We start from the raw sequence: 22,624 nt of genomic DNA on the forward strand, positions 1-22,624 counted from the left end.
GGATAACCTTTGCTTGCTTTTAGGCAGGGGGTGCTGCGGGTCCCCGCCACGGACTGACCGGGTTGCCCATCCAGTACGTTGCGGCGGGGACTGTTTCGCCGCGCATCACCAGGGACGCCGGTCCCACTGTTCCGCCCGCGCCAACACTTGCCTGCGGGAGGATGACGCCGTGCGGGCCCATGGTGGCCCCGTCTTCGAGCGTAACAGCGTCAATGCTCATCACCCGGTCGTGGAAAAGGTGCGTCTGCACCACGCATCCGCGGTTCACCGTGGCGTTCCGGCCCAGCGTCACCAGGTCGGCCTCCGGCAGCCAATAGCTCTCGCACCACGTGCCGGACCCGATTTTCGCGCCGAGGGAACGCAGCCACCAGACCAGGGCGGGGGTGCCGGTTGCGGCGCGGGCAAACCAGGGCGCACTGACCAGTTCGATGAAGGTGTCCACCACTTCATTGCGCCAAATGAACGAACTCCACAGCGGGTGCTCGCCGGCACGGATCCGTCCCACCAAAATCCATTTGGCGATGACGGACGCTGCGGCGGCCACCGCCCCGGCCAGGAGCATCACGACGCCGCTGAGGATGGCCGCGCCACCATAGCTGAAGGTTGCGGCCAGCCAGTCAAAGGCAAGCATGGTGCCGACGGCGATTCCCGCCGTGAGCACCACCGGCACGAACCTGCCCAGTTCCCAGAGGGACCGGGCCAGTTTGAGTTTCAGCGGTGGCTGGAATGTGCGGGAGTCGTCGGAGGCGATGGCTGTCCGCCGCAGCCGGACGGGTGGGCTGCCCAGCCAGGAGGTGCCCGACTTCGCCTTCGCGGGGGTCGCGGAGAGGACTGCCACCAGGGAATTCTTGGGAACGCTGCGTCCTGCGGCCGTCATTCCTGAATTGCCCAGGAAGGAACGCTTGCCGATTTTGGCAGGAGCCACCCGGAGCCAGCCGCTGTCCAGTTCGTAGGAGGCAACCATGGTGTCATCGGCCAGGAACGCACCTTCGCCCACGGTGGTCATTGCGGGAATCAGCAGGACGGTGGACGCTTCCACGTTTTTGCCGATCTTTGCCCCCAGCAGCCGGAGCCACACGGGCGTGAAAAGGCTCGCGTAGATGGGAAAAAGCAGGTCCCGGGCAAGGTCCAGGACGCGCTCCGTGGCCCAGACCTGCCAGCCGACGCGGCTGCGCACCCGGTGATACCCCTCGGTCAGGCCGATGCTGAGCAGCCGCGTGACGGCCAGGATCAGCAGGGCATTGGTGACGAACCATGCCAGGGAGGCCAGTGGAAGGGCCAGCAGCAGCTGCGGCAGGGCAGCTGACAGCGAGGCGCTGCCCTGGATGAAGAGGAAAGCCACCCAGAGCGCTGCGGCCGCCGACAAATAAGGGATCACCGCCAGGGCTGCCGAGGCCGCGGCGAAGCCGGCAAACCACAGCCTCGCCGCGAAGGGGCCCGGGGCCGGGGCATCGGGCACCGCATGTTTTGCCTTGCCCTGCCGCCGGGCGGGGGAGCCGGCTACCAGCTGGCCTGCCTTGACCTTGCCCAGTACTGCGGATCCGGCCTCCACCTGGGCGCCAGCTCCCACGGAGGCGCCGGGCATCAGGGTGCTGCGGGCCCCCACCGTGGCCCCGGATCCGATGCGGATGGCACCAATGTGGACGTTGTCGCCGTCGATCCACCAGCCGGAGAGGTCAACCTCCGGTTCCACGTTGGCTCCGTTGCCCAGCGACAGCAGCCCGGTGACGGGCGGCAGCGAGTGGAGCTGGACGTCCTTGCCGATTTTCGCGCCCAGTGCCCTGGCGTAATGGGGGACCCAGGGTGCGCTGGCGAGGCTGATGGCACCGGCCAGGTCCTGGATTTGTTCGGCGAGCCAGAGGCGCAGGTGGACCTTCCCGGAGCGCGGGTATGTTCCGGGCTTGACGCCACGCAGCAGGTACCTGGCCGAACCGACAGAAATCATCATCCGCCCGGCCGGGCTCACAAACACCAGCCAGGAGGCGCCCACCCACCACCACGAAACGGTGGGGGCAGCGGAGAAGCCCGCCAGCATGGCGAGCACGTTGTTGATGGCCATGACGTACGTCAGCCACCGCATGCCCACCAGCACGTGCAGCGGAACGCCCATCAGGGTTTGGAAGACCTGCGACTTGCGGGCCGTTGGCCGTACTGCACGCTCGGGAGCGGGGCCCGTATCTCCCTCCGGCCGGGACTGCCGTGCCACCTCGATCAGGGCACCCACCCGGGGCGTGGCGTAAATGTCGGCCACCGTGACGGTGGGGTAGCGGACGCGCAGGGCGGACACGAGCTGGGCGGCGGACAAAGATCCTCCCCCGTAGGCGAAGAAATCGGCGTCGAGGGACGTGACCGGGCTGCCCAGGACTGCGCTCCACTGCTCCACGATCCAGGCGGCATCGTCGGGCAGGTTCAGGGATGCGGCATCGGCCTCTGCTGCGCCGGCCCCGGCAAGGGGCCAGGGCAGGGCATGCCGGTTCACTTTGCCGCTGGTCTTCGTGGGCAGCGATTCCACCAGGGTGAGCAGGGGGACCAGCGCGGCGGGCAGGCTGGCCGAGAGCTGGTCCCGGGCAGCGGCCAGGTCAGGGTCCTGCCCGGCGACGGGCGCGAGGTAGCCCACCAGGATCTGGTTGCCGGCCGCCGTCGTCTGGACTGCCGCGGCAGCTCCGGCCACCTGCGGGAGTGACTGCAGGGCCGCGTCAATTTCGCCAAGCTCAATCCTGCGCCCGCCCAGCTTCACCTGTTCGTCCGCCCGGCCCTGGAAAATCAGGCCCGCCTGCTCATAACGCACCAGGTCTCCTGACCGGTAGGCACGCGACCAGCCCAGCCCTGGCATCGGTGCATATTTCTCCGCGTCCTTGGCCGGGTCCAGGTAGCGGGCCAGGCCCACTCCGCCGATGATCAGCTCACCCACCTCGCCCTCGGCCACCGGCACGCCGTTTCCGTCAACCACGGCCAGGTCCCAGCCGTCCAGCGGCAGGCCGATCCGCACGGGACCCGGCCCGCCCAGGGGCGCCGCGCACGCTACCACGGTTGCTTCCGTGGGGCCGTACGTGTTCCAGACCTCCCGCCCGGCCACGGCCAGGCGCGTAGCCAGCTCAGGCGGACACGCTTCGCCGCCGAAGATCAGCAGGCGGACGTTCTCCAGCGCTTCGGCAGGCCACAGCGCTGCAAGCGTGGGGACTGTGGAAACGGCGGTGATTCCGTGGTTGATAAGCCACGGGCCCAGGTCCATGCCGGTCCGCACCAGCGCCCGCGGGGCCGGGACCAGGCAGGCTCCGTGCCGCCACGCCAGCCACATCTCCTCACAGGAGGCGTCGAATGCCACCGAAAGGCCGGCCAGGACCCGGTCCGGCGGTCCCAGCGGTTCATCCTGGAGGAAGATCCGCGCTTCGGCATCCACAAAGGCTGCTGCTGACCGGTGGCTGACGGCCACGCCCTTCGGGGTGCCGGTGGAGCCCGACGTGAAGATGACCCAGGCGTCATCGTCAGGAACAGGCGGGCGGGCACCGGCAAAAGGAACTGTGCGGGCGGGACCGCCCAGGGTGGATTCCTGGAGTACACCACCGGCTTCCAGGACGCCCGCCACCCGGGCCTCGCCGAAGACCAGCCGCGCACGTTCGTCGGGATCGTCCGCGTCGACGGGAACGTAGGCCGCCCCCACCAGGAGCACCGCGAGAATGGAAACGTAGAGTTCGTTGGTGCCGGACGGAATCCGCACGCCGATTCTGTCGCCGGCACCCAGGCCTGCCTGGTGCAGCCGCCTGGCCGCAGCCCGGACTTCTCCCATCAACTGCGAGTAGCTGAGCGAGCGGTGGCCGTCGTCCAGGGCTGAAGCGTCGGGATGCCGGGCTGCAGTGTCCCGCAGGATGTCGATGAGGGTCCGCTCCGGGGGCGCAGCCAGGGACCCGGGCAGCTGGGGAGCGTACCTTGGGGCTTCCCCTGAGGGCTGTCCGCCGGGCGGGACGTCACGGGAGGGACGGACGTCCTCAAGGGGGACCTGCTGCTGAGTCACTCCGGCATTCTGCCCGTGCCAGATGAACAGAAGATGTCCCGGATGACCGAACATTCCATTCCTGCAGGTCTTGCGTTCACCTTTTGTTCATCTTTTCTGTGGCGGCAGCCACTACGGGATCAGGATCACTTTGCCGGTGGTGTTCCGTGCTTCCAGGTCGCGGTGCGCCTGGGCGGCCTGGGACAACGGGTAGCGGGCACCGATGCGGACCTTCAAGCTTCCATTGGCTGCGGCGGCGAAGATCTCCCCGGACCGCCAGCGCCGCTCCTGCTGGTTGAGCAGGAAGTGGCCCAGGGTCGGCCGGGTCAGCGTCAGCGATCCGCCGGCGTTGAGGCGCTGCGGATCCACCGGGGGAACCGCTCCTGAAGCGGCCCCGAACAGGACCAGCATTCCGCGCGTCCGCAGGCAGGACAGGGAACCGTCGAAGGTGTTGCGGCCAACGCCGTCGTACACCACATCAACGCCTTGCCCGTTGGTCAGCTCACGGACGTGGTGGGGAAATCCGTCGTACCGAAGCACATGGTCCGCCCCGGCAGCCCGGGCAAGTTCTGCCTTGGCGTCGGAGGAAACAGTGGTGATGACCCGGGCGCCCCTTTCCTTCAGCAGTTGGGTCAGCAGCAGGCCCACGCCGCCGGCGCCCGCGTGCGTCAGCACCGTGTGTCCGGGCTCCACCCTGAAGGAGGAGTTGATCAGGTAGTGGGCAGTCATGCCCTGGAGCGGCAGTGCCGCGGCGGTGAGGTCATCCACCCCGTCCGGCACCGGGAGGGCTTTGGCTTCGTCGATCAGGGTGTACCCGGCATAACACCGCGAGCCTTCCGCCGTGGCCACCCGGCTGCCTACGGTGAAGGATTCGACCCCCTCGCCCACCTCCTCGACCGTCCCCGCGGCTTCTGATCCGGGCGTGAAGGGGAAAGGCACCTGGTACATGCCGCCCCGCTGGTAGGTTTCGATGAAATTGACTCCCACCGCTGCCACCTTCACCAGCAGCTGGCCCGGACCAGGGACGGGCCGCTCAACATCCGCATACTCAAGGACTTCCGGGCCGCCTGCCTGCCGTGCGACGATTGCATGCGTCATTGCTCTCCTTCCCCGGGCCCGGCTTTTCCGGCCCCGGCTGCCGGAACCATCCTAGGGACACTTCTCCCTCAGCCGACAAGCCATGCATAAATATCGGCGCTTATGCATAACTATTGCTGTATAGTCGGGGTCATGACTATTTCTGTTGCAGTGTCGGGCGCCAGCGGCTACGCCGGGGGAGAGGTCCTCCGCCTCCTGGCCGGTCATCCGGACGTCACCATCGGCGCCATCACGGCCCACAGCAACGCCGGCTCCCGGCTCGGCGAACTGCAGCCCCACCTGCACGGACTCGCCAGCCGCATCCTCGAAGACACCACCGTGGAGAACCTGTCAGGGCATGACGTGGTCTTCCTGGCCCTGCCGCACGGTGCCTCCGCGGAGATCGCCGCACGCCTGCCCGAAGGGACGGTGGTGATCGACGCCGGCGCCGACCACCGCCTGGAGGACCCCGCAGCGTGGGAAAAGTTCTACGGCTCCGCGCACGCCGGAACGTGGCCCTACGGACTCCCGGAGCTTCCGGGCCAGCGCGAGGCGCTTAAGGGCGCCACCCGCATCGCCGTTCCCGGCTGCTACCCGACGTCGGCCCTGCTGGCACTGACGCCCGGGTTCGCGGCCCACCTTTTGGAGCCCGACGACGTCGTCATCGTTTCCGCGTCCGGCACCTCGGGTGCCGGCAAGGCAGCCAAGGTAAACCTGATCGGTTCCGAAGTCATGGGTTCCATGAGCCCCTACGGCGTGGGTGGCGGGCACCGCCATACTCCCGAGATCGAGCAGGGCCTGTCCAATGCTGCAGGTGGGCGGGTGACCGTCTCCTTTACCCCCACGCTGGCCCCCATGAGCCGCGGCATCCTTACCACCGCAACAGCCCGCGTGAAAGCCGGTACCACGGCAGCGCAGCTGCGGCAGGCCTGGACCGACGCGTACGACGACGAACCGTTCGTGCACGTCCTTTCCGAGGGCCAGTGGCCCACCACCAAGTCCGTGCAGGGATCCAACCATGCCGCGATGCAGCTGGCCTTCGACGCCCACACCGGCCGCGTGATCGTCACCTGCGTCATCGACAACCTCACCAAGGGAACGGCCGGCGGCGCCGTCCAATCCATGAACATCGCACTCGGCCTGCAGGAAACCGCCGGCCTTAACCTGCAGGGAGTAGCCCCGTGACCATCACCGCACCCCAGGGATTCCGGGCCGCCGGCGTCACCGCCGGACTGAAGGCCTCCGGCAAGCCTGACCTGGCCCTGGTGGTCAACGACGGGCCCGAAAAAGCCGCTGCCGCCGTGTTCACCAGCAACCGGGTGGCTGCAGCGCCCGTCCACTGGTCCCGCCAGGTGGTCTCCGATGGCCGGGTGGACGCCGTGGTCCTCAACTCCGGCGGCGCGAACGCCTGCACTGGGCCCACCGGTTTCCAGAACACGCACAGCACTGCCGAAAAGGTTGCAGAAGTGCTGGGCATTTCCGCCACCGACGTCTTTGTCTGCTCCACGGGCCTGATCGGCGAGCAGCTTCCCATGGACAAGATCCTTCCCGGCGTGGAGGCTGCCGCCGCGGCCCTCAGCACCGACGGCGGCCCGGCCGCCGGCACCGCCATCATGACCACGGACTCCGTCCCCAAATCCGCGCTGTTCATCGGCACGGACGCCGACGGCCAGGAGTTCACCATCGGCGGCATCGCCAAGGGGGCCGGCATGCTTGCACCCGGCCTCGCCACCATGCTCGTTGTACTCACCACGGACGCGGGGGTGCAGCCGGAACTGCTCGACGTCGTCCTCCGCGACGCCACCCGCGTCACCTTCGACCGGGCCGACTCGGACGGTTGCATGTCCACCAACGACACCGTGGTCCTGCTGGCCTCCGGCGCCTCCGGGGCCGTGCCCACTGCCGAGGCTTTCACCGCCGGCCTCACACAGGTCTGCGCCGAGCTGGCGCGGAAGCTCATCGCCGACGCCGAAGGTGCCAGCCACGATATCGCCATCCGGACGTTCAACGCGGCCAGCGAAGCGGACGCCGAGACGGTGAGCCGTTCTGTTGCCAGGTCCAACCTCTTCAAGGCCGCGATCTTCGGCAAGGACCCCAACTGGGGCCGCGTGCTTTCCGCGGTGGGCACCACCGACGCCGTCTTCGAACCGGACCAGCTCAACGTGGCCATGAACGGCATCCAGATCTGCCGCAATGGCAGCATCGGCGACGACCGCAGCCTGGTGGACCTTGAGCCGCGCGAGGTCCTGGTGGAGATCGACCTGCAGGCCGGCGACGCCGAAGCCACGATCTGGACGAATGACCTCACCCACGACTACGTGCACGAGAACAGCGCCTACTCCAGCTAGGTGCACTGGCCCATCACCGGAACCCCTGCGGAAGCGACAGCATGAACACCCAGACGCGCGAGACCACCAGCATGTCCGACGCCCAGGCGAAGGCCGGCACCTTGATCGAGGCACTGCCCTGGATCCAGCGCTTTGCCGGCACCACCATGGTGATCAAGTACGGCGGCAACGCCATGGTCAACGATGACCTGCGCCGCGCCTTCGCCGAGGACATCGTGTTCCTCCACCACGTGGGGATCCACCCCGTGGTGGTCCACGGCGGCGGGCCGCAGATCAACTCCATGCTCGGCCGGCTTGGCATCGAATCCGAATTCAAGGGCGGACTCCGCGTTACCACCCCTGAAGCCATGGACGTTGTCCGCATGGTGCTCACCGGACAGGTGGGACGGGAATTGGTGGGGCTTATCAACTCCCACGGGCCCTACGCCGTCGGCATGTCCGGGGAGGACGGCGGCCTGCTGCGCGCCGTCCGCACCGGGACAGTGGTGGATGGCGAAGAAGTGGACCTTGGACTGGTGGGCGAGGTGGTCGGCGTCGACCCCGCCGGGATCAAGGACATTCTCGACGCCGGGCGCATCCCCGTGATCTCCACCGTGGCCCCGGAAATTGTCGACGGCGGCGACGGCGTCCCCGGTGCCGCCAGGTTCCAGCCCACCGGCCAGGTGCTGAACGTCAACGCCGATACCGCCGCCGCTGCCGTTGCCTCCGCGCTGGGTGCGTCCAAGCTGGTGATCCTGACTGACGTTGAGGGACTCTATGCCAACTGGCCGGACAAGTCCTCGCTGATCTCCTCCATCACGGCCACCGAGCTGCGGGGAATGCTGCCGAAACTTGAATCAGGCATGATCCCCAAAATGGCAGCGTGCCTCAAGGCCATTGACGAGGGAGTGGAACGGGCGCACATCGTGGACGGCCGACTGCCGCACTCCATGCTTCTTGAAACTTTCACGACCGCCGGAATCGGTACCCAGGTGGTTCCGGACGAGGAGACCAACGCATGAACCAGAATCAGAAGGCCACGGTGGCTGAGCTGCCCGAAACCCCGTTGACCGAACTGGTGGAAACCAGCGGCCACGCAGGGTCGGAGTGGCTGGCCCGCTACTCCACCTCCCTGATGGGCGTCTTCGGCACCCCGCAGCGCGTCCTGGTCCGCGGTGCCGGCTGCCTGGTCTGGGACGCCGACGGGAAGGAATACCTGGACCTGCTGGGCGGCATCGCCGTCAACGCGCTGGGCCACGCCCACCCGTTCGTCACCTCGGTTATCGCCAGCCAACTGGCCACCCTGGGGCACGTCTCCAACTTCTTCACCAGCCCCACCCAGATCGCGCTGGCCGAAAAGCTCCTGGCGCTGGCACACGCGCCGGCCGGGTCCAAAGTGTTCTTCACCAACTCCGGCACCGAGGCCAACGAGGCCGCGTTCAAGCTCGCCCGCCGCAACTCCGGTGCAGCCGCAGGTGAAACGCCCACGCGGACAAAAATCGTGGCACTGGAGGGGGCCTTCCACGGGCGCACCATGGGAGCGCTGGCCCTCACCGCCAAGGAAGCGTACCGGACGCCGTTCGAGCCGCTGCCCGGCGGCGTGGTCCACATTCCGTTCGGTGACATTGCTGCACTGGAAGCCGCCGTCGACGAAACGGTGGCCGCCGTTTTCCTGGAGCCCATCCAGGGTGAAGCCGGTGTCCGCCCCCTTCCGCCGGGGTACCTGCAGGCAGCCCGGGACGCCACCACCAAGGCGGGTGCGCTGCTGATCCTGGACGAGGTCCAGACCGGCATCGGCCGGACCGGCAAGTGGCTCGCCAGCGAGGACGCCGGGATTGTCCCGGACGCCATCACCCTGGCCAAGGGCCTGGGCGGCGGCTTCCCCATCGGCGCGCTGATCACGATGGGCGGGCAGACGTCGTCGTTGTTGTCCGCAGGCCAGCACGGCACCACCTTTGGCGGGAACCCCGTGGCGACGGCGGCGGCCCTCGCCACGCTGCACGCGATCGAAAACCAGCATGTGCTGGACAACGTGCGCCTGGTGGGGGAGCACCTCCGCTCCGCGCTGGCGGCCGTCCCGGGCGTCACCGAGGTCCGCGGCGAAGGCCTGCTGATCGGCTTCGACCTTGACGCCGACGTGGCGCCGGCCGTGGTGCAGGCCGGGCTGGATGCGGGCTTCATTGTCAACAGCCCGGGACCGCGCACCATCCGCCTGGCACCGCCGCTGGTCCTCACCACGGCCCAGGCCGACTCCTTCCTCGCCGCCTTCCCGGCAATCCTCCAGAAAGCTAAGGACGCCCAGTGACTTCTGCCGTTTCCACCAGCGCAGCCCCTGAGAAGAACACCACCCGGCACTTCCTCAAGGACACCGACCTCAGCCCGGCAGAACAGGCTGAGGTCCTGGAGCTTGCCGCGCGCATGAAGGCGGCGCCCTACAGCGTCCAGCCCTTCGCGGCGGAGGGCAACAGCCGCAAGACCGTCGCCGTGATCTTCGACAAGACCTCCACCCGCACCCGCGTCTCGTTCGCCACGGGCATCGCGGACATGGGCGGCAACGCCCTGATCATCAACCCCGGCGAGGCGCAGATCGGCCACAAGGAATCCGTGGAGGACACCGCCAAGGTCCTGGAACGGATGGTCTCCACCATCGTGTGGCGTACCGGTGCACACTCCGGCCTGGTGGCCATGGCGGAAAACTCGAAGGTCCCCGTCATCAACGCGCTGTGCGACGACTACCACCCGTGCCAGCTCCTGGCCGACCTGCTGGCCGTCAAGGAGCACAAGGGCGAGCTCAAGGGCCTCACCATGAGCTACCTGGGAGATGCGGCCAACAACATGGCCAACTCCTACCTGCTGGCCGGGGTCACGGCTGGAATGCACGTCCGCATCGCCGGGCCTGAGGGTTACCTGCCTGCCGCGGACATCGTGGCCGCTGCCGAGGAACGCGCCGCCCAGACGGGCGGCTCGGTCCTGATCACCACGGATGCAGCAGAAGCGCTCAAGGGCGCCGACGTGGTGGCCACGGACACCTGGGTGTCCATGGGCCAGGAAGCGGAAAAGGAAGCCCGGCTGCAGCTGTTCCGGGAGTACTCCGTGGACGAGGCGGCCATGGCACAGGCTGCGGAAGACGCCGTCGTGCTTCACTGCCTGCCCGCCTACCGCGGCTACGAAATTTCGGCAGGGGTCATTGACGGCCCCCAGTCCATCGTGTGGGACGAGGCGGAAAACCGCCTGCACGCCCAGAAAGCGCTGATGGCCTGGCTGATGCACCGCTCCGGCCTGGCATTCGTCGACGGTCTTGCACCCGTTGAAGGCACCGGGGAGAGCACGTTCTAGTGTCCACCAGCCCGTCGGTGCCGGGCTCCAGCCCGGCCACCAAAACCGCCCGCCAGGCGCGCATCACCGCCATCCTGACGGGTGAATCGGTGCGTTCCCAGGCCGAGCTGGCCGCTTTGCTGGCGGACGACGGCGTGCAGGTCACCCAGGCAACGCTGTCGCGGGACCTGGTGGAACTGGGAGCGGTCCGCGTCCGCGGGAAAGAGGGCGTCCTGGTCTACGCAGTCCCCGGCGAAGGGGGCGAGCGGGCCGCGAAGAGCGGCGTCAGCCAGGAAATCCTGGACGCACGGCTCGCCCGGCTGTGCAGCGAACTGCTGGTGACGGCCGAAGCGTCGGCCAACATCGTGGTGCTCCGGACCCCGCCCGGCGCAGCCAACTTCCTGGCCCTGGCCATCGACCATTCGGTGATGCCGTCCATCCTGGGCACCATCGCCGGGGACGATACCGTCCTGCTGGTCTCCCGGGACCCGCTCGGAGGTCCGGACCTCGCCGCCCGCTTCCTGCAACTGGCAGAGGAAGCCGGGCAATAAGCTTGAAGGCAACAACCAACAACCCCCCAACAAGGAGCATTTAAAGTGACTGAACGCATTGTGCTGGCCTATTCCGGCGGCCTGGACACGTCCGTAGCCATCGGCTGGATCGGTGAAGCCACCGGCGCTGAGGTCATCGCCGTGGCGGTGGACGTCGGACAGGGCGGCGAGTCCCTCGAGACCATCCGCCAGCGCGCCCTGGGCTGCGGCGCCGTCGAAGCCTACGTCGCCGACGCCTCCGACGAGTTCGCCAACGAATACTGCGTCCCCACCCTGAAGGCCAACGCCCTCTACCAGGGCCACTACCCGCTGGTCTCCGCCATCTCCCGCCCCGTGATCGTCAAGCACCTGGTCAAGGCCGCCCGCGAGTTCGGCGCCACCACCGTTGCCCACGGCTGCACCGGCAAGGGCAACGACCAGGTCCGCTTCGAGGTCGGCATCCAGACCCTCGGCCCGGACCTGAAGTGCATCGCACCGGTCCGCGACCTCGCCCTGACCCGCGACAAGGCCATCGCCTTCGCCGAGGAAAAGGGACTGCCCATCGAGACCACCAAGAAGAACCCGTACTCGATCGACCAGAACGTCTGGGGCCGCGCCGTCGAAACCGGCTACCTCGAGGACATCTGGAACGCCCCCACCAAGGACATCTACGACTACACCGCCACCCCGGAGTTCCCGCCGGCACCGGATGAGGTCACCATCTCCTTCGAAGCCGGCGTGCCGGTAGCGATCGACGGCGTCCGGGTCACCCCGCTGCAGGCCATCAAGGAACTCAACCGCCGTGCCGGCGCCCAGGGCGTTGGCCGCATCGACGTCGTCGAGGACCGCCTGGTGGGCATCAAGTCCCGCGAAATCTACGAAGCCCCCGGCGCCATGGCACTGATCACGGCGCACAAGCACCTCGAGGACATCACCATCGAGCGCGAGCAGGCCCGCTTCAAGGCCACCGTTGGCCAGCGCTGGGCAGAGCTGGTGTACGACGGACAGTGGTTCTCCCCGCTGAAGCGCTCCCTGGACGCCTTCATCGAGGACACCCAGAAGTACGTCTCCGGCGACATCCGCATGACCCTGCACGGTGGCCAGGCCATCGTCAACGGCCGCCGCTCCGACACCTCCCTGTACGACTTCTCGCTGGCCACCTACGACACCGGTGACACCTTCGACCAGTCGATGGCCAAGGGCTTCATCGAGCTGTGGGGCATGTCCGCCAAGGTAGCCTCCGGCCGCGACATCCGGGTCGCGGGTCAGTGACCAGCGCTACCAACGAGGGCGCATTGTGGGGCGGCCGGTTCGCCGGCGGCCCCGCCGATGCCCTCGCGGCGCTGAGCAAGTCCACGCACTTCGACTGGCGGCTGGCGCGCTACGACATCGCCGGTTCCAAGGCCCACGCCCGCGTGCTGCACAAGGCAGGGCTGCTGGACGACGGCGAGCTTGAGGGCATGCTCTCGGCCTTGACGCAGCTGGACGAGGACGTTGCTTCGGGCGCCTACCTGCCGGCGGAGTCCGACGAGGACGTCCACGGATCCCTGGAGCGCGGCCTCATCGAGCGGGCCGGGGTCCAGCTGGGCGGCAAGCTCCGCGCCGGCCGGTCCCGCAACGACCAGGTGGCCACCCTGGGCCGGATGTTCCTGCGCGACCACGCCCGGATCATCGCCCGCGGTGTGCTCGCAACGGTGGATGCCCTGGTGGACCAGGCCAAGGCCCACCACGGCGTGGCCATGCCGGGCCGCACCCACCTGCAACACGCCCAGCCGGTCCTGCTCAGCCACCACCTGCTCGCCCACGCCTGGGCACTGCTGCGCGATGTGCAGCGGCTCCAGGACTGGGACAAGCGGGCCGGTGTCTCCCCGTACGGTTCGGGCGCGCTGGCGGGGTCCTCGCTGGGCCTGGATCCCGAAGCCGTGGCTGCGGACCTTGGCTTCTACTCGGCAGCCCACAACTCGATCGACGGCACCGCATCGCGCGACGTCTTCGCCGAGTTCGCCTGGGTGTGCTCCATGATCGGCGTGGACCTCTCCAGGATCTCCGAGGAAGTGATCTTCTGGGCCACGAAGGAGTTCTCCTTCGTCACGCTGCATGATTCGTACTCCACGGGGTCCTCGATCATGCCGCAGAAGAAGAACCCGGACGTGGCCGAACTGGCCCGCGGCAAGGCAGGGCGCCTGATCGGCAACCTGACCGGGCTGCTGGCCACACTCAAGGGCCTGCCTCTGGCGTACAACCGCGACCTGCAGGAGGACAAAGAGCCGGTTTTCGATGCCGCCGACACCCTGGAGCTTCTGCTTCCGGCCGTCTCGGGCATGATTGCGACGCTGAAGTTCAATACTGAGCGGATGGAGTCGCTGGCACCGCAGGGCTTCGCGCTGGCCACCGACATTGCCGAATGGCTGGTCCGCCAGGGTGTGCCGTTCCGCGAGGCGCACGAGCTGTCCGGTGCGGCGGTCAAGCAGGCCGAAAGCCGCGGCGTGGAACTGTGGGACCTGACCGATGAGGAGTATGCCGCCATCTCGGACCACCTGACGCCCGAGGTCCGGACGGTCCTGTCCACGGAGGGGTCGCTGAACAGCCGCAACTCCCAGGGCGGCACCGCACCCGCCGCCGTCGAACGCCAGCTGGTTGCGCTGGAAGCCGAGCTCGCGGGCGTACGGGAGTACGCGGGCTAACCACCCCGCGAGATGGCACTTCGCGGCAATGTTTTTCATAAACACTGCCGTGAAGTGCCATCTCGCGGCGTTTAAGCTGAGCACATGAGCGAAACGTTCCGAAAGTTCCTTCGCACGCTTCCCGACTTTCCGGAGTTGCTGCCGGGCTTTGACCCGGAGAACGCGCCGGCAGATCCCGTGGAGCTGTTCAAGCAGTGGCTGGACGAGGCACTGGCCGCAGGGGAGCAGCAGCCGCACGCGTTCAGCCTCGCCACGGTGGGCGGGCAACAACCGTCCTCCCGGATGCTGATCCTGAAAAACATCGACGACGACGGCTGGCACTTCGCCACGTCCCGCACCTCCCGCAAGGGCCGGGAGCTTACCGAGGCACCGCGGGCGGCCATGAACTTCTACTGGCCCTCCCAGGGCCGGCAGGTCCGGGTGGCGGGTCCCGTCGTGGAACTGTCGGCGGAGGCGTCCGCCGTTGACTGGCACGAGCGGCCCCGCGCCGACGGCAGCGACAACCCCAACTGGCAGCTATATGCCCTCCAGCCCACGGAGTACGAGTTCTGGCAGGCCAGCAACGACGGCGAGCACGTGCGGCACCGTCTCGGTCCCGACGGCAACCGTCCGGGCTAGGATGGGCGCCATGACAGCTCCCGCACCCGATGACCTGATCGCATGGCTCCACAAGGCCGCCGACACCGTTGCCGCTGATGCTGCAAAGTTCAGCGATGAGGACGTGCGGGCTCCCTCCGCCCTTCCAAATTGGACACGGGGGCATGTCCTTGCCCACCTCACCGGGATCTCTAATGCCATGGCCCGGCAGCTCGAGTATGCAGCGCGCGAGGAGACCATTGAGTTGTACGACGGCGGTATGGAGGGCCGGAACAGGGCCATCGAGATGGCTGCAGGACATGACGCCGCCACCCACCGTGCAGACCTCGGTGCGGCTCTGCAACGGGTCCTCAAGGCCTTCGACGCGCTGCCGGACGTCAAGGATTCCTCGGCCCACCGCATCGGGTGGTGGGCCCCCATCGCCTACCGCGGGGGAGTGGTGCTCGACGGCGGCATGGCGCTCTGGCGCGAACTCGTCATCCATGCCTCGGATCTGAACACGGGCAGGGGGCCGGAAACGTGGAGCCGGCAGTTCTGTGACCACCTGTTCGAATTCCTCGCTGCGCGGGTACCGTCGGAGGACAAGCTGGTGCTGCAGCCCTTGGGCCTGCCGCCCGTCAGCATCGGCAGCGGAAACCGTTCCATCGTGATCAGCGGCATGCTCACGGACATTGCCGCCTGGCTGGCCGGCCGCGAGCCATCACTGGGCAGCCTGCGGGCGTCTGCCGCCGCCGACGGCACCGACCTGCCCCAGCTGCTGCCTTGGCCGGCGGGCACGCCGGCCCCCAAATAGCCGGGCAGGCCTTCCGTTGCCCCATCACTCTTGGTCGCTAAAACCCTGGTTTGGGAACCACAAGTGATAGGGCAATGAGGGCTGTTCAGATTTTTTCGCGGGCCAGGAGGCTCTCCTTCACGCGCAGGCCCCAGCGGAACCCGCCCAGCGAGCCGTCAGTCCGGATGACGCGATGGCAGGGAACAAACAGTGCAGCGGCGTTGAAGGCGCAGGCGCTGGCTGCGGCCCTGACGGCTTTAGGGTTGCCCGCCAAGGCGGCGTACTCCGTGTAGGTCACCGGAAAACCGGGTTTGACCAGCCGGAGGACGTCCCAGGCGTGGGCCCGGAACGGCCCCGATTGCTGCCGGACCGGCACGTCCATGGCGGGGCCCGGATCGCCGTCGTAAAAGGCCTCCACCGCAAGCGAAACCGCACCCAGCCCTGAAACCGCCTCAACGGACGAGGGGAGCAGGGCCGCGTGGATCTGGCCCGTTAGTTCGGTGACCTCCGCTGTCCAGCCGGAGGCCAGGACCACACCGTCCCGGGCCAGGATGGTGAAGGGGCCGTCCGGCGTGGACATCGTGAGCAGCTGGGCTTTCATGGCATCACTTTCAGGGGAAGGTCATTCAGGGCAAGGCTTTTGGGTGCGGCGGCGGCCCGCCACAGGTGCATGGTGGCGTAGGAGCGCCAGGGGCTGACTTCCTGGAAGTCCGGGCTCAGTTCGGTGTTGCCGGCGGACAGGGCCCGGATCCCGTTCCGGACGGCGGCGTCGTTGGCAAGGAAGACGTCGGGGGCGCCAAGCACCCGCATTGCCACGTAGCCCACTGTCCACGGTCCCACACCGGGCAGCGGAAGCAGCATGGCGGTGAGGCCGGGAAGGTCGTTGCCGTAGCCCGGGTCGATCCTGCCTTCTGCCATGGCGGCGGCGGCGTTGAGGAGTGATTCCGTCCTCCGCCGGGGGCCGCGCAGCAGATGTCCCGCCTCCGCAATTTCCGACGGCGTAGGGAACAGCCGGTCCAGTCCGTCGCCGGGGACGGTGCTGGGGCGGCCCGCTGCGGACAGCTGGGTCAAGGCGGTGCGGGCGGCAGCCACGGTGATCTGTTGCCCCACCATCGCCCGCACCAGCAGTTCCTGCGGATCCAGCGCACCGGGCATCCGGATCCCCGGCGCTTCCGCCACTGAATTGGCGAGCCGGCTGTCCTCTGCCAGGGCGCCGTCGATGGCTTCGGGGTCGGCGTCAAGGTCAAACAACCTGCGGACGCGGCTCAGCAGTGCCGGCAGGTCGCGAAGGTCCACCGCGCCGATGGTGAGGGTCAGGGGCCGCTCCCGGGCGCCGGCGTCGTACTCCACCCGGAAGCGGGCGTCGCCGTGCGGCAGCCGCAGGGCCCGGGCGTAGGACGCAGCCGTCCCTGCCTCTATTCCCGGGATGGCACGCACCGCCAGGAACGTGAAAATGCCGGGATCGAAGGGCTTGCGGTAGGGGAGGCTGAGGGTCAGTGCGGTGGACCCCACCGCGGATTTTGTGGTCCGCCCGCTCAGGCGCAAGGCCGTGGGGGTCATGTCGAAAACGTCCAGCATGGTCTCGTTGAACTGCCGGACGCTGCTGAAGCCGGCAGCAAACGCGATGTCGGCGAGCTTCATGGACGTGGAAACGAGCAGGGTGCGGGCTGTCTGGGCCCGTCCGGCCCGGGCAAGGGACAGCGGCCCGGCACCCAGCTCCTGCACAAGGATCCGGTTGAGCTGGCGGGAGGAATAGCCCAGCCGCGCAGCGAGGCCCTCCACGCCGTCCCGGTTGATCACGCCATCGTTGATCAGGCGCATGGCGCGGCCGGCGACGTCCTGCCGAAGGTTCCAGGCAGGGGTCCCGGGAACCGCCTCCGGCAGGCACCGCTTGCAAGCCCGGTAGCCGGCGTCGTGCGCCGCAGCGGATGTCTCGTAGAAGGTGACGTTCGCGGCCTTGGGCGTCCGGGCCGGGCACGAGGGACGGCAATAGATTCCCGTGGTCCGCACGGCAGTGTAGAACTGCCCGTCGAAACGGGTGTCCCGGGCATCGATTGCCCGGTAGCGCTGCCAGAAGTCCATTACTCCATCCTGCCAGCCGCCGGACGCCCCTCCTAGCGGAAATCGGACATGGCCGTGGCCCGCCCGGCAGTGCATTGCGGCTGGACCGCGGGGAATTGGGTAAGGTCTGGCCATGAGCGAAAATCCCTTGCCGGCCGGTCCGCCGCTGCGGGAAATCCTCGCCGGCGACGCCCGCGAGCTGGCCCCGAAGCTGCTGGGTGCTGTGCTCACGCACGATTCGCGCGAAGGACCCGTCTCCGTCCGGCTGACCGAAGTGGAAGCCTATCTGGGGCCGGAGGATTCCCTGCACCCTGATCCTGGATCGCACACCTACCGCGGCCCCACGCCCCGCAACGCGCCGATGTTCGGCCCCGCCGGTCACCTCTACGTCTACTTCACCTACGGCATGCACCACTGCACCAACATCGTGTGCGGGCCGGACGGCGTAGCCTCCGCCCTGCTGCTGCGTGCCGGGGAGATCGTGGACGGGGTAGAGCTCGCGCAACGGCGGCGGCCCACGTCCAAGACCGCGGCCGACCTCGCCAGCGGCCCCGCGCGGCTCGCCAAAGCATTGGGCTTAACGACGGCGGACAGCGGGCGGGACGCCCTGGCGCCACCGTTCGGGCTGGTTCTTCCGTCCGGGCCGGCCGTGCACGTCAGTTCCGGCCCGCGGGTGGGTGTGGCCGGAGCAGGCGGCTCCGATGAGTACTCGTGGCGCTTCTGGATCACCGGGGACCCCACGGTCTCCAAATACAAGGCCGCCCAGCCCAGGAAACCGAAAAACGTGGCCGGGGCGGCCGCCGCAGCCAAGTTTCACCAGCGTTAACGGAAATGGTTGTAGAATGGACGGTCTGTCTTTTGCGATAGGGGAACGTTAAATGCTTGACGCCGATTTGGCCCACGAACGGGAGTATGTAGCCGGCCTGTATGCCCGGCTGGAAGAGCTCCGCGAGGAAAAGCGCCGGCAGTTGGCGCAGGTCCGCCGGGCCGGGGCTGTAGGCACCATGCAGAACGTTTCCGAACGTGACGCTTTCGCCGCCCTGTATGAGGACCGCCTGGCGCAGCTGGATGCGGTGGATGACCGGCTGGTCTTCGGACGCCTGGACCTGGACTCGGGCGAAGCGCAGTACATCGGCCGCATCGGCCTCACCACCGAGGACCTCCAGCGGCTCATGGTGGACTGGCGCGCGCCCGAAGCCGGACACTTCTACCAGGCCACAGCGTTTGACCGGCAGGGTGTGCGCCGCCGCCGGCACCTGATCCTGCAGGGCCGTGAGGTCAAGGCCATCGAGGACGACGTCCTGGACGCCGGGATGCTGGCGGACAACGAATCGCTGCAGGGCGAGGGCGCCCTGCTCGCGGCGCTGAACTCCAAGCGGACCGGCCGGATGTCCGACATCGTCAGCACCATCCAGTCGGAGCAGGACCGCATCATCCGTTCCTCCATCTCCGGTGCCCTGGTGGTCCAGGGCGGGCCCGGCACGGGCAAGACCGCCGTGGCGCTGCACCGCGCCGCCTACCTGCTCTACACCCACCGCGACAGGCTCAAAAGCGCAGGCGTGCTGCTGGTGGGCCCGTCGTCGTCGTTCATGAAGTACATCGAACGCGTGCTGCCATCGCTGGGTGAGACCGGCGTGGTCATGGCCAGCCTTGGGCGCCTGATGCCCGGCATCCAGGCCGTCCCGGAACCGGATGCCGCCGTGGCAGCGATCAAGGGCCGCCTGGACATGGCGGACATCGTGGCCAATGCCGTGTCCAACCGGCAGCGGATTCCCGGTGAGAACATGATCCTGCAAGTGGACGGACGGAAGCTGGTGCTGACGCCCCGGCAGGTCCGCCGCGCCCGCGAACGTGCCCGGTCCGCCGGGAAGCCGCACAACGAGGCACGGGTGACCTTCGTCAAGATCCTGCTCCGGGAGCTGACGGAACAGCTAACCGACATCGTCGAGGCAGGCAACATCGGCAACAACGCCGACCGCTCCTACCTGGCCGAGGACGTCCGGACGGCGCGCGACGTGCGGATCGCTCTGAACCTGTGCTGGATGCCCATGACGCCGGAGAAGCTGATCTCCGAACTGTTCAGCAAGCCGGCAATCCTGGAGTTCTGCACTCCCAAGCTTTCTTCGGCGGAACGGGCACTGTTGCTGCGTCCCTCGGATGCGCCGTGGACCGAATCCGACGTCCCGCTGCTGGACGAGGCCGCCGAACTGCTCGGCGAGCTGGATCCTGCGGCGGGACGGGGGCTGGCACAGCAGGAGCACGACCGTGTCCGCGACCTTGCCAACGCCAAGCAGACACTCGTCAACATGGAAACCGCCGGGGTTGACGCCCTGATGACGGCCGAAGACCTCGTGGACCAGAACCAGGAACGCGAGGCCAGGCTGACGGCTGCGGAACGTGCCACCAGCGACCGCACCTGGGCTTTCGGGCACATCGTGGTGGACGAGGCCCAGGAGCTTTCGCCCATGCAGTGGCGTCTCCTGGTCCGGCGCTGCCCCCTGAAGTCCTTCACCATCGTGGGGGACATTGCCCAGACCAGCTCTGTGGCCGGCGCCAATTCCTGGCAGGGTGCCCTTGCCCCGATGTTCGGCGACCGGTGGCAGCTGGAGGAGCTGACGGTCAACTACCGGACCCCGTCCCAGATTGCCGAGGCCGCGGTGCGGATGGCCAACGCCGCCGGCCTGGTGGTGTCTGCACCGAAGGCAGTCCGTGAAGGACGCTGGTCGCCCATCATCGATGAAGTGGAGCCGGGCACTCTGGTCAACAGGCTCGTGGAAGTTCTGCCGGAAGAACTTGAAGCGCTCGACGGCGGCCTGCTGGCTGTCATTGCCGAAGGTGACCTTTTGCCGGAAGCCACCGCAGCCCTGCGCGCCGCCTACGGTCGGCGCATCGGCACGGGCGCGGGCAGCTACGAACAGGACATCGTGGTCATCAGCCCCCGGGACGCGAAAGGCCTGGAGTTCGACGGCGTGGTGGTCCTGGAGCCTGCCCGGATGCTCAACCACGAGCACGGCAAGGTGGGCGACCTCTACGTGGCCATGACCCGTGCCACCCAGCGGCTGCGGCTGATAGCCGGAGAACCGGTACCCGCCGGCATCGTCCGCTGAACCGGTACTGCTAACTTAGAAAGCGTGTCAGAAATCAACAGCGTCGAATCGCAGCAGAACGACCCCACTTTTGCCAACATCTGGCAGGAGCTGAAATGGCGTGGCCTGGTCCACGTCTCCACGGACGAAGCAGAGCTGGAAAAGCTCCTCGCCGGTGGGCCGGTCACCTACTATTGCGGGTTCGATCCCACCGCGCCGAGCCTCCACCTGGGCAACCTGGTCCAGCTGCTCGTGATGCGGCGGCTGCAGCTGGCGGGCCACAAACCGCTGGGACTCGTGGGCGGCTCCACCGGTATGATCGGTGACCCCCGCCCCACGGCGGAACGTACGCTCAACACCAAGGAAACGGTGGCGGAGTGGGTGGGGTACCTTCAGGGCCAGGTGCAGCGGTTCCTCAGCTTTGACGGGGACAATGCTGCCCGGATGGTGAACAACCTGGACTGGACCGCGCCGTTGAGCGCCATTGACTTCCTGCGGGAGGTGGGCAAGCACTTCCGCGTGGGCACCATGCTCCGCAAGGATGCCGTCGCTTCGCGCCTGAACTCCGATGAAGGCATCAGCTACACGGAGTTCAGCTACCAGATCCTGCAGGGCATGGATTACCTGCAGCTCTACCGCGACTACGGCTGCGTCCTGCAGACCGGCGGCTCGGACCAGTGGGGCAACCTCACCAGCGGCACCGAACTCATCCGCAAGGTGGAGGGCAAGAGCGTCCACGCGCTGGGAACTCCGCTCATCACCAACTCTGACGGCACCAAGTTCGGTAAGAGTGAGGGCAACGCCATCTGGCTCGACGCCGGGATGTGCAGCCCCTACGCCTTCTACCAGTTCTGGCTCAACACTGCCGATGCGGATGTGGTGGACCGGCTGAAGGTCTTCACCTTCCTCACCCGCGCGGAGATCGAGGAAATCGCCGCGGCTGTTGCCGAGCGCCCCTTTGCCCGTGAGGGACAGCGGAAGCTCGCCTTCGAAGTGACGTCCCTCGTTCACGGGGTGGAAGCCACCGAAAAAGTCATTGCCGCCTCGGCCGCCCTTTTTGGGAACGGTGACCTGGCTGCACTGGACAAGTCGACGCTCCAGGCGGCGACGTCCGAGCTTCCGTCCGCCACGGTCCAGGTGGACGCACTCGGAATCATCGATCTCCTTGTTGCCTCCGGGCTTTCGGAAAGCAAGTCTGCTGCCCGGCGCACTGTGGGGGAAGGGGGCGCCTACGTGAACAACGAAAAGGTGCTGGATCCTGAAGCCGTGATTTCCGAGGACGAGCTCCTGCACGGGCAGTACCTGCTGCTCCGCCGGGGCAAGAAGAACCTGGCCACTGTGGAAGTCCTGGTTCCGTAACAGGGGCAGACGCCACCCCCGCTTTGCCACATGCACGCCCCTCCGCAGCCGATTTGCACGGCCGCGGAGGGGCGTGTATTGTTTTCTGAGTCGCCGCCGCTGAGTGGTGACAAACCCCCAACTAATAAGAAGCAATTCTTGGTCACGCAGAGCGTGGGTTGAAGAAATGCTTAGCTTTTGGCTGGGCGGATTCATTCCGACAGAGTGAATTCCGGGAAAACAACCGGATTTGCAAAAGCGAGAATGAATGAAATAAGATTGAAACATCGCAGCGAAGAAATACGAAATATGAATTCAATTTGTTGAATTGTTTCGGGAATATTCGAATGTGTCTGTTGTTTGAGAACTCAATAGTGTGCCAAGTTTGTTGATACCGATTTGTTTTTATGGATTGGTTGAATTTGCCGGGCCTGCCGCCCCTGTGGTGGGTCTGGTTTTGACAGCTGGTTTCAAATTTTGTGCAGTGCGTGTTGCCGTTTTCCCGGTGGCGCGTGTTGTGTCTGTTTTTGTTTTACTTCAACGGAGAGTTTGATCCTGGCTCAGGATGAACGCTGGCGGCGTGCTTAACACATGCAAGTCGAACGATGATCCGGTGCTTGCACCGGGGATTAGTGGCGAACGGGTGAGTAACACGTGAGTAACCTGCCCTTAACTCTGGGATAAGCCTGGGAAACTGGGTCTAATACCGGATATGACTGATCATCGCATGGTGGTTGGTGGAAAGCTTTTTGTGGTTTTGGATGGACTCGCGGCCTATCAGCTTGTTGGTGAGGTAATGGCTTACCAAGGCGACGACGGGTAGCCGGCCTGAGAGGGTGACCGGCC

General features: G+C 67.1%; 17 protein-coding genes and 1 rRNA gene. 14 read left to right on the forward strand and 4 right to left on the reverse strand.

Annotation, left to right across the window (positions count from 1 at the left end):
- Positions 1–19 precede the first annotated feature (19 nt).
- Positions 20–3,913 (reverse strand): Pls/PosA family non-ribosomal peptide synthetase, encoded by a 3,894-nt coding sequence (locus AC5RWA_RS13785; protein ID WP_494058031.1) that lies wholly within the window; start codon positions 3,911–3,913, stop codon positions 20–22.
- 210 nt (positions 3,914–4,123) lie between these two features.
- Positions 4,124–5,089: a quinone oxidoreductase family protein gene (locus AC5RWA_RS13790; protein ID WP_115525002.1), complete on the reverse strand. Its 966-nt coding sequence runs from the start codon at positions 5,087–5,089 to the stop codon at positions 4,124–4,126.
- Between the two features lie 132 nt (positions 5,090–5,221).
- Here AC5RWA_RS13790 and argC point away from each other — a divergent pair, with 132 nt between their 5' ends.
- The 10 genes from argC (at position 5,222) to AC5RWA_RS13840 (ending at position 15,314) form a co-directional block, all read left to right on the forward strand.
- Entirely contained in the window at positions 5,222–6,253 is a 1,032-nt protein-coding gene (gene argC, locus AC5RWA_RS13795) for an N-acetyl-gamma-glutamyl-phosphate reductase (protein WP_079595453.1), read from the forward strand.
- On the forward strand, positions 6,250–7,416 hold the full coding sequence (gene argJ, locus AC5RWA_RS13800; protein WP_494058016.1) for a bifunctional glutamate N-acetyltransferase/amino-acid acetyltransferase ArgJ: 1,167 nt from the start codon (positions 6,250–6,252) through the stop codon (positions 7,414–7,416). The genes argC and argJ overlap by 4 nt, the downstream gene beginning before the upstream one ends.
- A 41-nt stretch (positions 7,417–7,457) precedes the next feature.
- Positions 7,458–8,417, forward strand: coding sequence for an acetylglutamate kinase (gene argB / locus AC5RWA_RS13805; RefSeq protein WP_079595451.1), 960 nt, complete (start codon positions 7,458–7,460; stop codon positions 8,415–8,417).
- Positions 8,414–9,700 (forward strand): acetylornithine transaminase, encoded by a 1,287-nt coding sequence (locus AC5RWA_RS13810; RefSeq protein ID WP_494058017.1) that lies wholly within the window; start codon positions 8,414–8,416, stop codon positions 9,698–9,700. Before argB ends, AC5RWA_RS13810 begins: the two co-directional genes overlap by 4 nt.
- Positions 9,697–10,731 carry an ornithine carbamoyltransferase gene (gene argF / locus AC5RWA_RS13815; protein WP_079595449.1) on the forward strand — a complete coding sequence of 345 codons (1,035 nt, stop codon included), beginning with the start codon at positions 9,697–9,699 and terminating at the stop codon, positions 10,729–10,731. Before AC5RWA_RS13810 ends, argF begins: the two co-directional genes overlap by 4 nt.
- A complete protein-coding gene (locus tag AC5RWA_RS13820) occupies positions 10,731–11,261 on the forward strand; it encodes an arginine repressor (protein WP_079595448.1) in 531 nt (176 codons plus the stop codon). The genes argF and AC5RWA_RS13820 overlap by 1 nt, the downstream gene beginning before the upstream one ends.
- Before the next feature lie 45 nt (positions 11,262–11,306).
- A complete protein-coding gene (locus AC5RWA_RS13825) occupies positions 11,307–12,512 on the forward strand; it encodes an argininosuccinate synthase (RefSeq protein WP_079595447.1) in 1,206 nt (401 codons plus the stop codon).
- Positions 12,509–13,924 carry an argininosuccinate lyase gene (gene argH, locus AC5RWA_RS13830; protein ID WP_494058018.1) on the forward strand — a complete coding sequence of 472 codons (1,416 nt, stop codon included), beginning with the start codon at positions 12,509–12,511 and terminating at the stop codon, positions 13,922–13,924. Before AC5RWA_RS13825 ends, argH begins: the two co-directional genes overlap by 4 nt.
- Positions 13,925–14,008: 84 nt before the next feature.
- Positions 14,009–14,542: a pyridoxine/pyridoxamine 5'-phosphate oxidase gene (locus AC5RWA_RS13835; RefSeq protein ID WP_494058019.1), complete on the forward strand. Its 534-nt coding sequence runs from the start codon at positions 14,009–14,011 to the stop codon at positions 14,540–14,542.
- A gap of 10 nt (positions 14,543–14,552) precedes the next feature.
- Positions 14,553–15,314: a maleylpyruvate isomerase family mycothiol-dependent enzyme gene (locus AC5RWA_RS13840; protein ID WP_494058020.1), complete on the forward strand. Its 762-nt coding sequence runs from the start codon at positions 14,553–14,555 to the stop codon at positions 15,312–15,314.
- A gap of 85 nt (positions 15,315–15,399) precedes the next feature.
- Here AC5RWA_RS13840 and AC5RWA_RS13845 read toward each other — a convergent pair whose 3' ends face one another.
- A complete protein-coding gene (locus AC5RWA_RS13845; RefSeq protein ID WP_494058021.1) occupies positions 15,400–15,894 on the reverse strand; it encodes a methylated-DNA--[protein]-cysteine S-methyltransferase in 495 nt (164 codons plus the stop codon).
- Positions 15,891–17,375 (reverse strand): AlkA N-terminal domain-containing protein, encoded by a 1,485-nt coding sequence (locus tag AC5RWA_RS13850; protein ID WP_494058022.1) that lies wholly within the window; start codon positions 17,373–17,375, stop codon positions 15,891–15,893. Before AC5RWA_RS13850 ends, AC5RWA_RS13845 begins: the two co-directional genes overlap by 4 nt.
- A gap of 112 nt (positions 17,376–17,487) precedes the next feature.
- Here AC5RWA_RS13850 and AC5RWA_RS13855 point away from each other — a divergent pair, with 112 nt between their 5' ends.
- The 4 genes from AC5RWA_RS13855 to AC5RWA_RS13870 all read left to right on the forward strand — a co-directional run.
- A complete protein-coding gene (locus tag AC5RWA_RS13855; protein ID WP_115524993.1) occupies positions 17,488–18,180 on the forward strand; it encodes a DNA-3-methyladenine glycosylase in 693 nt (230 codons plus the stop codon).
- Between the two features lie 52 nt (positions 18,181–18,232).
- The gene (locus AC5RWA_RS13860) at positions 18,233–20,461 is read left to right on the forward strand and encodes a HelD family protein (protein ID WP_494058023.1); all 2,229 of its coding nucleotides are present in this window, start codon (positions 18,233–18,235) and stop codon (positions 20,459–20,461) included.
- Positions 20,462–20,485: 24 nt separating this feature from the next.
- A complete protein-coding gene (gene tyrS, locus AC5RWA_RS13865; RefSeq protein WP_494058024.1) occupies positions 20,486–21,799 on the forward strand; it encodes a tyrosine--tRNA ligase in 1,314 nt (437 codons plus the stop codon).
- Between the two features lie 516 nt (positions 21,800–22,315).
- Positions 22,316–22,624, forward strand: a 16S ribosomal RNA gene (locus tag AC5RWA_RS13870); the annotation flags it as partial.

This window comes from Arthrobacter sp. 210 2 (assembly GCF_059093025.1).

Coding starts and splice junctions, on each gene's coding strand:
- AC5RWA_RS13850 (WP_494058022.1), bottom strand. CDS start 17,375: ATGGACTTCTGGCAGCGCTACCGGGCAATCGATGCCCGGGACACCCGT.
- AC5RWA_RS13790 (WP_115525002.1), bottom strand. CDS start 5,089: ATGACGCATGCAATCGTCGCACGGCAGGCAGGCGGCCCGGAAGTCCTT.
- AC5RWA_RS13835 (WP_494058019.1), top strand. CDS start 14,009: ATGAGCGAAACGTTCCGAAAGTTCCTTCGCACGCTTCCCGACTTTCCG.
- AC5RWA_RS13845 (WP_494058021.1), bottom strand. CDS start 15,894: ATGAAAGCCCAGCTGCTCACGATGTCCACGCCGGACGGCCCCTTCACC.
- argB (WP_079595451.1), top strand. CDS start 7,458: ATGAACACCCAGACGCGCGAGACCACCAGCATGTCCGACGCCCAGGCG.
- AC5RWA_RS13840 (WP_494058020.1), top strand. CDS start 14,553: ATGACAGCTCCCGCACCCGATGACCTGATCGCATGGCTCCACAAGGCC.
- AC5RWA_RS13860 (WP_494058023.1), top strand. CDS start 18,233: ATGCTTGACGCCGATTTGGCCCACGAACGGGAGTATGTAGCCGGCCTG.
- AC5RWA_RS13810 (WP_494058017.1), top strand. CDS start 8,414: ATGAACCAGAATCAGAAGGCCACGGTGGCTGAGCTGCCCGAAACCCCG.
- argC (WP_079595453.1), top strand. CDS start 5,222: ATGACTATTTCTGTTGCAGTGTCGGGCGCCAGCGGCTACGCCGGGGGA.
- AC5RWA_RS13855 (WP_115524993.1), top strand. CDS start 17,488: ATGAGCGAAAATCCCTTGCCGGCCGGTCCGCCGCTGCGGGAAATCCTC.